This is a genomic window from Pseudomonas tremae, assembly GCF_023278125.1.
GTDB lineage: Bacteria > Pseudomonadota > Gammaproteobacteria > Pseudomonadales > Pseudomonadaceae > Aquipseudomonas > Aquipseudomonas tremae.
This window is the reverse complement of record NZ_CP066270.1, coordinates 4,769,644-4,782,733: the sequence shown is the minus strand read 5'-3', so window position 1 is coordinate 4,782,733 and position 13,090 is coordinate 4,769,644. Positions and strand designations below refer to the sequence as shown.

The window sequence follows — 13,090 nt, the reverse complement described above, 5'->3', positions numbered from 1 at the left end:
TACCAGCATTATAAAGGATCAGGTTTTCAATGCCCGGCGGTTTTCGAGAACAGCTGGATGACCGCCACACCAGCCACGATCATTCCCATGCCCAGCAGGGCCGGCAGGTCGAGTTTCTGGCCGTAGATAAAGTACGCTGCGATGCTCACCAGGACGATGCCCATGCCTGACCAGATGGCGTAGGTGATACCGACCGGGATAGTGCGCATCACCAGAATCAGCATCCAGAATGCGATTGCATAGCCGGTGATCAGCAACAGTAAGGGCAGGGGGGTGCTGAATCCCTTGACGGCTTTCATGGACGTGGTGGCGATGACTTCCGCGCAGACGGCGATAGCCAACAGGTAGTAAGCGTTCATGGTGCATTCCTTTTCGTCAGGCTGCGCATTCTAGCGGCTTGTGATGGCGGGCTGATAAACTCCGCGCCATGAATAGAACCCTTTATACCGTGCTGTTTCATCTTGGCCTGCCGCTGGTGGCCCTGCGCCTCTGGTTGCGTGCGCGCAAGGCCCCTGCGTATCGCCAGCGCATCGGTGAGCGTTTCGCCAGTGGCTTGCCTGCCATGCAGCGCGGCGGGATATGGGTGCATGCGGTGTCGGTGGGCGAAAGCATCGCTGCAGCGCCGATGATTCGTGCGCTGCTGGCGCACTATCCGCAACTGCCGATCACTGTGACTTGCATGACGCCCACAGGTTCGGAGCGAATCAAGGCGATGTTCGCCAGCGAGCCACGCATTCAGCACTGTTACCTGCCATACGACCTGCCGTGGGCCGCCGGCCGTTTCCTTGACCATGTGCAGCCCCGGCTCGGCATCATCATGGAAACCGAACTGTGGCCCAATCATATTCATCAGTGCGCCAGGCGCGGAATCCCCGTAGTGCTTGCCAATGCGCGGCTGTCCGAGCGGTCGGCGCGGGGTTATGCACGTTTTGCGAAACTGACGCGACCGATGCTGGCGGAAATGGCCTGGTTCGCGGTGCAGACCGAAGTGGAAGCACAGCGTTTTCGTGATCTGGGCGCGCGTCCCGAGTGCGTGGCTGTTACCGGTTCTATCAAATTCGACCTGAGCGTCGATCCGCAATTGCTGGCACACGCCGCGCAACTGCGCGAGCAATGGCAGGCAGCGCAGCGTCCGGTATGGATTGCGGCAAGCACTCATGAAGGCGAAGACGAAATTGCCTTGGCCGCGCATCGTAGGTTACTGGCCACGCACCCCGATGCATTGCTGATTCTGGTCCCAAGGCATCCCGAACGGTTCGACAGCGTACATGCGCTGTGTAACCAGCAGGGTTTTGTCACCGTTAGGCGTTCATCCGCTCAGGTTGTCACTCCGGAGGTTTCGGTGCTGATGGGCGACACCATGGGCGAATTGCTGTTTCTCTATGCGTTGGCCGACATTGCCTTCGTTGGCGGCAGCCTGGTGCCCAACGGCGGACACAACCTGTTGGAGCCTGCGGCACTGACCAAACCGGTACTGAGCGGCCCGCACCTGTTCAACTTCCTTGAGATAGCCGCAATGCTGCGCAATGCCGGTGCCTTGCAAGAGGTCAGCGATGCGACCGCATTGGCCGCCGCGGTGCAGCGCCTGATCGACCAGCCACAACAGGCCCGCAGCATGGCCGATGCCGGGCTTGCGGTGATGAAAGCCAATCAGGGCGCTTTGCAGCGCTTGCTGGACGGGATCGGGCGTTTGATGGCCAAGCGCTGAATCGGCAAGGACGCGGAGCGTCCAGAACTGCGTGCCCACGCGGAGCATGGGCACGATAGTTGAGATTCTCATTCCTCACTCCAGCGTGGGAATGCATTCCGTGACGCTCTGCGCCATCTTGTCAGCGCTGTGCAGGCCGCTCGAAGTTTTTCTGCGCCGCAGTCGCCAAATCCGGCGGCAGGAAGTCCTTGTCCGGGTTGTAGTCCGGCTTGAGGTAGCGTGACAAGTCCTGCAGGTCGCCTGGGTTGAGGGTGCCTGCGGCCTGCTTCAGGCGCAGGTTGTCGAGGATGTAGTCGTAGCGCGTGTTGTTGTAATCGCGCACCGAGGCATACAACTGGCGCTGCGCGTCCAGCACGTCGACGATGTTGCGGGTGCCGACCTGATAGCCGATTTCCGTGGCTTCCAGCGCGCTCTGGTTAGAGATTATCGACTGCTTGCGAGCCTGTACCTGCTCGACATCGGTATTCACTGCACGGTGCAGGTTGCGGGTGTTTTCCACTACCTGACGGCGCAGGCTTTCGCGGCGTTGCTCAGTCTGGCTCAACCGCGAATAGGCCTCACGCACTTGCGAACTGGTCAGCCCGCCGCTGTAGATCGGGATGTTCAACTGCACGCCGATGCTGCGCTGCTCGACATCACCGCCGTAATTCTGCCCGGTGTAGTTGGGGTTGTTGAAACCCAGTGAATCGTTGTCGCCACGCTGATAGGTAGCGACCGCATCGAGTGTCGGCGCATGCCCGGCCTTGCGCTGGCGCAGGGTTTCTTCGGCAGCGCTGACGGCATAGTTGCTGGCCAGCAGATTGAGGTTCTGCTGCGCGGCGGTGTCGACCCAGGCCTTGGCGTCATTGGGTGTGGGGGCGAGCACCGGCAAGGTATGCACGATGCCTTCGATGGAGTTGTATTCGCGATTGGTCAGCGTCACCAGTGCCTGAAAGGCATCGTCCACCTGACGTTTGGCGAGCAAACGGCTGGCGCGTGACGTGTCATAGCTGGCCTGCGCCTGCAGCACGTCGGTCTTGTCCGACAGACCAACATCGAAACGCTCGTTGGCCTGATCCAGCTGGCGTTTGAACGCTGCTTCCTCAGCCTTGGTCGACGCAAGGTTGTCTTGCGCTCGCAAAACGCTGAAATAGCTCTGCGCAGATTGCAGGATCAGGTTCTGTTCGGTGGCCGAAAGCTCCAGCGCTGCCTGCTCGTTGACCGCTTCGGCAGCCTGCAGCTGGAACCAGCGGTCGGCGCGAAAGATCGGCTGGCTCAGGGTGGCTTGGTAAACCGTGCCGCTGCGAGTGGCTACGGCGCTGGGCCGGTCAATACTGGTGCGGGTGTTGGTGTTCTGGACGCTGCCGGAAATATTCGGCAGCAAACCGGCTCGCGCCTGCGGCACGGCTTCCTTGCGGGCGTCGTAGTCGGCGCGAGAAGCAGCGAGGTCTGCGTTGTTGTCCACCGCCTGCTGGTACACGTTCAACAGTCCAGTCCTGGTCGGCATTGGCAAGTCGGCAGCCCAGGTCAGCCCGCTGGACGCAAACGAAACAGCCACGACCAACGAAAGTTTGCGCAACATGAGGCATTCCCTGTTCATGAAGAAAGTAATCACAGTTTGAAGAAAAACCGGGTTAGCGAGTGTAGAGCCAGACGCTTTACTCAACAATCGGCGATTTACGCCATTTATCGAGCCCCTTGCAAATAGGCTGGCATTACGACCGCGCCCCAGCATAGACTGGCCGCGTTCTTGTCGGGGTGCCTTGCTATGAGGCTGAGATCGGTTAAACCGGATCCCGTTGAACCTGATCAGGTTAGCGCCTGCGTAGGGAACAAGATTTCTCGTCTCCCGGCGAGTCCTCTTGAGTATCGTCCGGGGTCGATTGTTCAAATAATGAACAGTTTCGCCTCCTTTCGATACTCGGCATCAGCACTGGTGCGTCCGTCCGTCATGTTCAGGTTACTCCGACAATAAATCCGCAACCGGATGTCTGGAGAGCCCGTGATGAGTACAAAACCAAAAAACACAGCCCATTTGAGCGAGTCGGCGCAGGTCGATTCCGGATCGGTACAGCCGTTTACCCGTTCGCAGAAAATCTATGTTCAGGGCTCACGCCCGGACATCCGCGTGCCGATGCGCGAAGTGACCCTGGATATCACGCCGACCGATTTTGGTGGCGAAATCAACGCACCAGTAACTGTCTACGACACCTCAGGCCCCTACACCGACCCCAACGTGATTATCGACGTGCGCAAAGGTCTGGCCGACGTCCGTTCGCCTTGGATCGACTCGCGCAATGACACCGAGCGTCTGCCTGGCCTGAGCTCCAACTTCGGTCAGCAACGCCTGAGCGATGCCGAGCTGACCGCGCTGCGCTTTGCACATGTGCGCAACCCGCGCCGCGCCAAGGCCGGCGCCAACGTCAGCCAGATGCACTACGCGCGTCAGGGAATTATCACCGCCGAGATGGAATACGTCGCCATCCGCGAAAACATGAAGCTTCAGGAAGCCCGCGCCGCGGGCCTGCTGACCCAGCAGCATGCCGGGCACAGCTTCGGAGCCAGCATTCCTAAGGAAATAACCGCCGAGTTCGTACGTGAAGAGATCGCCCGTGGCCGCGCGATCATCCCGGCCAACATCAACCACGTCGAGCTGGAGCCGATGATCATCGGCCGTAACTTCCTGGTGAAGATCAACGGCAACATCGGTAACAGTGCGCTGGGCTCTTCCATCGAAGAAGAAGTCGCCAAACTGACCTGGGGCATTCGCTGGGGTTCGGACACGGTCATGGACCTGTCCACCGGCAAGCACATTCATGAAACGCGCGAGTGGATCATCCGCAATTCGCCGGTGCCGATTGGCACTGTACCGATTTATCAGGCGCTGGAAAAAGTCGGTGGTGCCGCCGAAGACCTGACCTGGGAGCTGTTCCGCGACACGTTGATCGAGCAGGCCGAGCAGGGTGTCGATTACTTCACTATTCACGCCGGTGTACTGCTGCGTTATGTGCCGCTGACCGCCAAGCGTGTGACCGGTATTGTAAGTCGTGGTGGTTCGATCATGGCCAAATGGTGCCTGGCGCATCACCAGGAAAACTTCCTGTACACCCATTTCGAAGATATCTGCGAAATCATGAAGGCCTACGACGTCAGCTTCTCGCTGGGCGACGGCCTGCGTCCGGGCTCGATTGCCGACGCCAACGATGCGGCGCAATTCGGTGAACTGGAAACCCTCGGCGAACTGACCAAAATTGCCTGGAAGCATGACGTGCAGACCATGATCGAAGGCCCGGGCCATGTGCCGATGCAGTTGATCAAAGAGAACATGGACAAGCAGCTCGAGTGCTGCGACGAAGCACCGTTTTACACCCTCGGCCCGCTGACCACCGATATTGCACCGGGTTATGACCACATCACCTCGGGCATTGGTGCGGCGATGATCGGCTGGTTCGGTTGCGCCATGCTGTGTTACGTCACGCCCAAGGAACACCTGGGGTTGCCGAACAAGGATGACGTGAAGACCGGGATCATCACCTACAAGATCGCTGCCCATGCGGCTGACCTGGCCAAAGGTCATCCGGGCGCGCAGATTCGCGACAACGCGCTGAGCAAGGCGCGTTTCGAGTTTCGTTGGGAAGACCAGTTCAACCTCGGCCTGGACCCTGATACCGCGCGCTCTTATCACGATGAAACCCTGCCCAAGGACTCTGCCAAGGTCGCGCATTTCTGTTCCATGTGCGGGCCGAAATTCTGCTCGATGAAAATCACCCAGGAAGTGCGTGAATACGCCGCCAACCAGCGGATTGAAGCAGTGGATGTAGATGTTGCCAAAGGCCTGGCCGAACAGGCCGAGCGCTTCAAACAGGAAGGCAGCCAGTTGTACAAGAAAGTGTAGGGAACGACAGGTGCAGACAGAACACCGCTAGCGGTTATCGCTCCCACGCTCTGCGCGGTAGCGCTGTTCTGGACGCTCTGCGTCCGATCTTAATGTGTGATACGGCGCAGATTGTGACGCGGAGCGTCACCCAAGGCATTCCCACGCGGAGCTTGAGGAACGAGAGGTGTCTGTAGGAACACTGGTCGTGCCCATGCTCCAGCGTGGGCATGCCATTCTGGAAGCTCCGCGTCCGATCCCGAATCACCGAATCAACACCTCACACGAGACACAAACGTGAACACACCCGGCACCTATTCACCTGACATTCCCGTGCCCGACAGCCAGCGGGTATTCGGCGGGCGAGATCTGTTTTCCCTTTGGTTTTCCCTTGGTATCGGCCTGATGGTGTTGCAAACCGGGGCCTTGCTGGCGCCGGGGTTGGGCATGTCCGGCTCGATGCTGGCGATTTTTCTCGGCACGCTGGTGGGGGTTCTGCTGCTCGCCAGTGTCGCGGTGATCGGCAGCGACACTGGTTTGTCATCCATGGCAGCGCTCAAACTCAGCCTGGGCAGCAAAGGTGCATCGCTGCCAGCGGTCCTGAACCTGCTGCAACTGATCGGCTGGGGCTCGTTCGAGATCATCGTCATGCGCGATGCTGCCAGTCTGTTGGGCGCTCGGGCCTTTGCAGACGGCAGCCTCTGGGCCAGCCCGCTGCTCTGGACGCTGGTTTTCGGCGCACTGGCCACGCTCCTGGCTGTCAGTGGACCATTGACCTTCGTGCGGCGGTTTTTGCGCAAATGGGGCCTGTGGATTCTGCTGGCAGCCTGCTCATGGCTGACCTGGAACCTGCTCGCCAAAGCTGATCTGGCTGCGCTGTGGGCAACGTCCGGTGACGGTTCGATGCCGTTTGCCTCCGGGTTCGACATTGCCATCGCCATGCCGCTGTCCTGGCTGCCACTGATCGCCGACTATTCGCGTTTTGGCCGACGCGCAAAAAGCGTATTCGGTGGCACCGCAATAGGCTTTTTTATGGGCAATTTCTGGCTGATGAGCCTCGGTGTCGCCTACACCCTGGCGTTCGCACCGAGTGGCGAGGTCAATGCCTTGTTGTTGGCGTTGGCTGGCGCGGGCATGGGGATCCCCTTGCTGCTGATTCTACTGGATGAAACCGAGAACGCATTTGCCGATATTCACTCGGCTGCGGTATCCAGTGCGTTGCTGTCACGCATCAAGGTCGAATATTTGGCCTTGGTCATTGGCATCACCTGCACCCTGATCGCCTGTCTGGCGCCATTGGCCCAGTACCAGAATTTCCTGTTGCTGATCGGCTCGGTGTTTGCGCCGCTGTTCGGCGTGGTGCTGGTCGACCATTTCATCCTGTGTCGTCGCACGGGTCAGGTCGGGAAGGACGGGCTACGCTGGATGAGCCTGCTGGCGTGGCTGGGGGGTATCAGCACTTATCACCTGTTGGCCAATCTCTGGCCTGAGGTGGGCGCAACACTGCCAGCGCTCATCGTCGCTGGCGTGTTGCAGCTGTTGATCGGCTTATCAATCAACCGCGACCGGGAAACAGTTCCGGCTTGAGGATGCCGTTGAGCTGAGGATAAGGAACCTTCAGCTCGATGTGCCCCATCGAATACGGCGCGATGGTATCTACTGGGTACTTGAGGATCACGGCCCCATAAGTCAGCGCAATATGCGGCGTGCGCTTGAAAGGCCAAGTCTTCATGAACTCGCTGTCTTCATTCATCTTGGTCGAGAGCAGCCAGCTCTGATGGGCCAGTTGGGCCTTCTGCCAGAACTCGCTTTCCTTGCCCGGGATGATCATGTCGGCCAGCGTCAGGACCTTCTGCTGCTGACGCGAATAGTTGATAAACGCTCGACCAGGATTGCCGTGAGCGCCGCCGTTATCCAGGTAGCTGGACAGTTCTACAACCACGATACCGTCATGCTGCTCGCGTACCTTGGCTTGCAGGTAGCTGGCATTTTTACCCTGGGCCTGGCTCAGAAACTGCTCCTGATAGGCTTTGATTGATGGCGGCGCCGAGATGCTGGTATCACCGACCGTCAGTTGCAGCAGCGTCTTCTGGACGATAGCGTCCAGACGCGGCTCATCGGGGAAATGCACCGTATCGATGTTCACCAGCGGGCAGTCTGCGGTTGTGCAGCCCGGCTTGATCAGCTCGGACGCATCGCGCTGGACTTGCAGCGGTGTGCGCATGTTGGGCGTGAAGAGGCTTTGGCAGGCGCCGAGCAACAGGGCCAGGCAAGCCAGTGAAGTGATCCTCAATAACGACATGTTGATCCTTGGCAGTGTCAAAAAAGGCGGTTGCGTTGTGCGTGTGCAGGCTGGTTTGACTCTAAACGGCGACTTCGGTTCGCCAGGTGGCAGATTAGAATTGTTTTATGCCCCGACCGTCTACCCTGCATGTTCAAGGGGGCTGCATCCGACCGTCGATGCGCGTTAGGATGGCCCGATGTCAAAAATGGCGGCAAGCGAGAATTCCATGACCCAGACCACACGAACTGCACCCACGGCTTTTGAAACGATCAGCCGTGAAAACTGCTTCAAAGGCTTCTACAGGCTGGACAAGTTGCACGTGCGCCATGAGCTGTTTGCAGGTGGCATGAGCAAGGAAATAAGCCGCGAGCTGTTCGTTCGTCACGATGCCGTCTGCGTGCTGCCTTACGATGCCAAGCGTGATGAGGTGGTGCTGATCGAACAGTTCCGCGTCGGCGCCATGAAAAAGACTGAAAACCCCTGGCTGATAGAACTGGTCGCCGGTCTTATAGACAAGGACGAACAGCCGGAAGAAGTTGCTCATCGCGAGGCAGAAGAGGAAGCTGGACTGGTGTTCGACGCACTGTGGCCGATCACCAAATATTTTCCGTCGCCGGGCGGCAGTGATGAATTTGTGCACTTGTTCATGGGGCGCTGCAGCAGCGAAGGGGCGGGTGGATTGCACGGCCTTGAATCCGAGGGCGAAGACATCCGGGTTACGATCTGGTCGTTCGATGATGCACTGGAAGCCGTCAAGGACGGAAGAATCAAAAACGCTTCGACGATCATCGCTTTGCAATGGCTGGCGTTGAACCGTGCCGAGATAAGGGGGCTATGGTCTTGAATCTGTTGCGTGACCGCTATCGTGTCGATCTTGCCGGGCTGCAGGCAGCGTGCGAGGCGAACTATGCGCGCCTGATGCGCCTGCTGCCCGACATGCGCAACGAACAGCGTTCGCGCCGGGTCGCAGTCACCCAGGGCGACCAGATGCTGGGCGTTCTGGCTGTCGAAGTGCTGCTTGACTGCCCATACACCACGACCTTGCAAGTCCGCCAAGAACACAGCCTGCCCTGGCTGCCGGTGCCGGTGCTCGAAGTGCAGGTCTATCATGATGCACGCATGGCCGAAGTCATTGGTGCCGAACATGCACGACGCTTCCGCGGAATCTATCCATACCCCAATGCCGACATGCATCAGCCAGACGAAAAAGCCCAGCTCAATCTGTTTCTGGGTGAATGGCTGAGCCATTGTCTAGCGTGCGGGCATGAGTTTGAAGCAGTTCGTTAAAACCCCCCTGCAACATTCTGAACACATATTGCTTGCGACAGCCGCCGATGCCGGTGGCATTGCAGCAGGGTCGTATCAACAGCCTGTCTGGCAATACTCCGACACTTTTCAAGGCTCGACGCCTTAGCGCCAGTCATTAGACTCGCCCCCTGTTTTCAGCCCCTCGGACTGCGCACAGATCACTTCTCTCGCTGTGCGAGAGCTTGACCGCACGCCTCGGCACACAGATGCAAGGTCGCTGATTCAGGGAATCATCGTAATGGGTGTTTACGACACCAGAGGCAATTATTCGCCCACTCCAAGCGTATGTCGGCATAAAGAGTCCGGCAAGCCAAGGCCTGCACCTCGGGCATCAAAGTACACCTGGGAAAATCCTCTACCAAGAACGTTTCACGGTGCTGAGCCGCAGGTTAGCTGCCTTATAGGCATTCGTTTTCTGTGGAGTAACGGTGAGCGCCTGACGGGTTGCTCTTGGGGCATTACCCAGGCTGACGGCAAGGTCATTCAGGGAGAACTCGATTCCAAAAGCTTTCTTAGCCAGGTTATCGCGGGGCATGAGCACAAGGTTCGGTTGCATCCCTGGTTTGAGTCCAAAAAGCAGCCAAGTGCGCCTCGCATAGAACTGAAACGAGTGTTGAGAGAGATTCTCAACGTGGAAAGGCTGGAGGCTGATCGGCTAAAAACGATTCAGGAGCAACGCAGTGGCGCAGCCAATACTTTTTATGCCGGGGCAGCGTTGGGCAAGGGGTTTCTTTATGGCGCATGGGGGCTTGTCAAGTCGGTTGCAGAATTTTCAGACCTGATCAATCCGTTTGATGCGCTCTCCAGTGCTGCTGTGTCGGCATGGAACGCAGAAGTATTACCGGGTGGCAGTTGGCTCGATTCCTTTATCGAGCAATATTCTGCTGCTCAGCACCGTGAGCTGGCAGAAGCGCTGGGTTTTGATCCCGCTACGATCAGCCGCGAAAAGATGGCGCATGCCTACGAAGTCGCGAGTTATATTTTTCAGGACAATGAAAGTCAGCTTGCTCTGGCGCATTTCGCCAAAGAGTACGTCAAGATTCAAAACCACGAATCTATCCTCCAACTGACCGGAGGTATGGTTTTCGAGATCGTGCTCGCCGCGCTACTGGTCTACCTGACCGGTGGTGTTGGGCTGGCAGCACGTGTCGTTGCTGTCAGCTCGCATTTATCACCAGCACTCAAGCAGCTTGGCGAAGTGCTGGAACAGCTGGGGCGTCATCTCAAGATTGCGCGTATTCACGCAGAAGGACATGCTGAGGGGGCTGGGAGCGGATCGCAGACGGTCGTGATTGATCGGGCGAAGGGGGTTGTACCAGAGCCGGTAGCTGCGCCTCGTATAAAGTCTCGAAATAAACCGCCATCGCAGGACCCTGAGGCTGAAGGGCGGGCACATACGATTCTTGAAAAGCCAGGAAGGCTTGGCCAGTACACAACTTACTATGAGGATGGGACTTGGAAACAGTACAGAGGGGCTGGGAAAGAACATGGGCCGATTCAGCGGCCGAATGTCAAGGCAAGTGAAATTAACGTCAATCCAGATACTGGACAAGTATATATAGATAAGGGGCGCGTGCGTGAACCTACGCCTGATGAGTATCCAAGGAGCTAAACATGGAAAACCCTAAAATTTTTGACTTCCAATCTTTTCGGGCCGCTAACACTAAACATACTGTCACGGGGTTTGATTACGTTCACGCCATCTATCATACGCAGCATTTACCTTCTGACTTTGCGCTGTGGATGGCCAGGCTGTACTGGCCTGAGTTTAAAGTGGTGGATGAGTGTGTTTTTATTGTCGATAATTTTGACGAAAGCTACTACCAATCATTGTTGAAAACCCCTAACTCTAAGGCAAAAAATCAATTCTGGATGAATTTGCTCGAGATCACTGGTTTGTTCGGAAACCTGACTACCCAAGAGGCTGCCGATGTTGCTAACGCTTTAGCTGCAAGCTGGAATGCCAAACTCGCATCCGAGTTCGGATCTTCCTTCGCTCAGGCCAGAGCGCTTGTCGATGATGAGGCTGGAGAGGTTTTCGTAACAATTGGCTTTTCAGAATGACGCATGCGTTCGAGTGGTCGGGTATTTTGTAAGCAATAACTCGGCCTTCTTTACACTGGCGTCATGTCTCTGACCGTTGGCAGGGTGCGCTGGGGGCGTTCCTTTTATATCTATCATTGGCGGGCTCATCGGTATTGTGTTGCTCATGATGAGGCGTTGTGTGCATTTGATCGGGTTGCCTCGTATGACCTCATGAGGGGGCTCGACGTGCAGGTCTATCACATTGCACGCATGGCCGAAGTCATTGGTGCCGAACATGCACGACGCTTCCGCGGCATCTATCCATACCCCAATGCCGACATGCATCAGCCAGACGAAAAAGCCCAGCTCAATCTGTTTCTGGGCGAATGGCTGAGCCATTGTCTGGCGTGCGGGCATGAGTTTGAAGCAGTTCGTTAAAACCCCCCTGCAACATTCTGAACACATATTGCTTGCGACAGCCGCCGACGTCGGTGGCATTGCAGCAGGGCCGTATTAACTGCCTGTCTGGCAATACTCCGACACTTTTCAAGGCTCGACGCCTTAGCGCCAGCCCTTAGACTCGCTCCCCTGTTTTCAGCCCCTCGGACTGCGCACAGATCACTTCTCTCATGAAGATGGCACCTTCAAACAATATCGAGGCTCGGGTAAGCCGCATGGCTCATATGAACGACCCAATGTTAAGTTTACTAAAGTTAATCAGCACAGCGACGGTCTACGCTCTCTCAATAGCCCAATTGTCCGATATTCTACAGATGAAGAGTATCCAAGGTGAGTGATTCCATGCCTAAGAATAGTTATGAAGATTATTTGGCTGTTAATAAAAATGGGCTTTCGCGGTTTGATTATTTTTACATGATCAGAGTCCATGAGGGCTTGAGTGATGATTTTGTTATGAGCTTTGCCGCTTTGTTTAATCCGACATTGTTTTGCCGAGAGGGAGAGTATTTTGTTGAAGAAAATTACACTGATTTGAAACGAAAGGAAACCTTGCTGGGTGAGGTAGGTACTCTTGGAGTTGCTTTCTGGGTGAATATGGTTGAGCTTACCAGTTTGTTAGGTGATATTAGCTATGAAGACGCAGCCGAGCTAGGTGCGGTAATACGTGACTGCTGGAATACAAAGCTGAATCGACAGTTTCCTGACTCGGGTTTCGAAGCAAGGCTTATACTTGAGGATGACCTGGATGAGGTGTGGGTTACGTTGTGTAAGCAATAACCCGGCTTTACCCATTGCCGGCTGAGTTTCAAAGTGAAAAGAATAGGCCGGATCGCAGCATATGGTCCTTGTCTGTCATCTACACATGGCAGATACCCTGCGCCGGATAGGTAGGCTGTTTCTGAAAATGCCTCGCACTTACCTTGTCAGCTTTAATTTTAAATGCCACGGCCTATATTTATCCTGAACTTATAGTCGGGCAGCACTTATGCATTATGTGGAAACTTACCTGAATGGCTGTCGGCTTGATTCGCTTGTCGTGACATCACGATGGGTGACTTCGGGCCCGGATAGCGTCTCTCTCTCTGGCGTTATTTTCAACTTTTTCCTTTATGTTGGATTGATGTCCCTTATCGGCAGCGCGCTGCGGCGGGAACACTTTATATGTGCATCCATTGTTGGCACGGTCATCGGCATTTTTCGCTAAGGCTCATTCCGTGGACCGTCCATTTGGCAGGGTTGGCAGGAATGGTTCTCAGCATGGCTTTGATTCTAGTGTTTGCGGGATGTATCCGACCCTATATGCCCTATGAATACTTGCCGGGTCATCTCTTGGGTGCTGGACTGGCAGGCACAGTGGCGGCTTTGCTGGTTGTTTGTGTTGCTCTTAAACTCCGGGCACCTCAACAAATGTGAACCAATCATCACTCGCACCCACATTCCCGGTTTACCCGCC

Annotated in this window: 11 protein-coding genes, 2 pseudogenes and 1 riboswitch; of the genes and pseudogenes, 10 read left to right on the top strand and 3 right to left on the bottom strand. The window is 56.4% G+C overall.

Annotation, left to right across the window (positions count from 1 at the left end; all coding sequences use genetic code 11):
• Positions 1-26: 26 nt before the first annotated feature.
• Positions 27-359 carry an SMR family transporter gene (locus tag I9H09_RS21625; RefSeq protein ID WP_005888457.1) on the bottom strand — a complete coding sequence of 111 codons (333 nt, stop codon included), beginning with the start codon at positions 357-359 and terminating at the stop codon, positions 27-29.
• A gap of 68 nt (positions 360-427) precedes the next feature.
• On the opposite strand from I9H09_RS21625, the gene waaA reads away from it, so the two are divergent.
• Positions 428-1,708: a lipid IV(A) 3-deoxy-D-manno-octulosonic acid transferase gene (gene waaA, locus I9H09_RS21620; RefSeq protein WP_122347246.1), complete on the top strand. Its 1,281-nt coding sequence runs from the start codon at positions 428-430 to the stop codon at positions 1,706-1,708.
• A gap of 121 nt (positions 1,709-1,829) precedes the next feature.
• On the opposite strand, the gene I9H09_RS21615 is transcribed toward waaA, so the two are convergent.
• Positions 1,830-3,269: a TolC family outer membrane protein gene (locus tag I9H09_RS21615; protein WP_024668688.1), complete on the bottom strand. Its 1,440-nt coding sequence runs from the start codon at positions 3,267-3,269 to the stop codon at positions 1,830-1,832.
• 162 nt (positions 3,270-3,431) lie between these two features.
• A riboswitch (TPP riboswitch) is annotated at positions 3,432-3,536 on the top strand.
• A 156-nt stretch (positions 3,537-3,692) separates the two neighbouring features.
• On the opposite strand from I9H09_RS21615, the gene thiC reads away from it, so the two are divergent.
• Together thiC and cytX are read left to right on the top strand one after the other, a co-directional pair.
• Positions 3,693-5,582: a phosphomethylpyrimidine synthase ThiC gene (gene thiC / locus I9H09_RS21610; protein WP_005888462.1), complete on the top strand. Its 1,890-nt coding sequence runs from the start codon at positions 3,693-3,695 to the stop codon at positions 5,580-5,582.
• A 276-nt stretch (positions 5,583-5,858) separates the two neighbouring features.
• Entirely contained in the window at positions 5,859-7,148 is a 1,290-nt protein-coding gene (gene cytX, locus I9H09_RS21605; protein ID WP_122347247.1) for a putative hydroxymethylpyrimidine transporter CytX, read from the top strand.
• Here cytX and I9H09_RS21600 read toward each other — a convergent pair.
• A complete protein-coding gene (locus I9H09_RS21600; protein WP_005888466.1) occupies positions 7,117-7,863 on the bottom strand; it encodes an RsiV family protein in 747 nt (248 codons plus the stop codon). The two genes, cytX and I9H09_RS21600, sit on opposite strands and share 32 nt — an antisense overlap.
• Before the next feature lie 208 nt (positions 7,864-8,071).
• Here I9H09_RS21600 and I9H09_RS21595 point away from each other — a divergent pair, with 208 nt between their 5' ends.
• The 7 genes and pseudogenes from I9H09_RS21595 to I9H09_RS21565 all read left to right on the top strand — a co-directional run bounded on the left by I9H09_RS21595 (position 8,072) and on the right by I9H09_RS21565 (position 13,050).
• Positions 8,072-8,689 carry an NUDIX domain-containing protein gene (locus I9H09_RS21595; RefSeq protein ID WP_005888467.1) on the top strand — a complete coding sequence of 206 codons (618 nt, stop codon included), beginning with the start codon at positions 8,072-8,074 and terminating at the stop codon, positions 8,687-8,689.
• Positions 8,680-9,132 (top strand): DUF1249 domain-containing protein, encoded by a 453-nt coding sequence (locus I9H09_RS21590; protein ID WP_024670395.1) that lies wholly within the window; start codon positions 8,680-8,682, stop codon positions 9,130-9,132. Before I9H09_RS21595 ends, I9H09_RS21590 begins: the two co-directional genes overlap by 10 nt.
• A gap of 259 nt (positions 9,133-9,391) precedes the next feature.
• Positions 9,392-10,765, top strand: a complete 1,374-nt coding sequence (locus tag I9H09_RS21585; RefSeq protein WP_122347248.1) for a polymorphic toxin type 24 domain-containing protein — start codon at positions 9,392-9,394, stop codon at positions 10,763-10,765.
• Between the two features lie 2 nt (positions 10,766-10,767).
• The gene (locus I9H09_RS21580; RefSeq protein WP_005888472.1) at positions 10,768-11,217 is read left to right on the top strand and encodes a hypothetical protein; all 450 of its coding nucleotides are present in this window, start codon (positions 10,768-10,770) and stop codon (positions 11,215-11,217) included.
• 201 nt (positions 11,218-11,418) lie between these two features.
• Positions 11,419-11,616, top strand: a pseudogene (locus I9H09_RS21575) (DUF1249 domain-containing protein); the annotation flags it as partial.
• Positions 11,617-11,967: 351 nt separating this feature from the next.
• Entirely contained in the window at positions 11,968-12,414 is a 447-nt protein-coding gene (locus I9H09_RS21570; RefSeq protein ID WP_122347249.1) for a hypothetical protein, read from the top strand.
• A gap of 274 nt (positions 12,415-12,688) precedes the next feature.
• Positions 12,689-13,050, top strand: a pseudogene (locus I9H09_RS21565) (hypothetical protein).
• Positions 13,051-13,090: the final 40 nt, after the last annotated feature.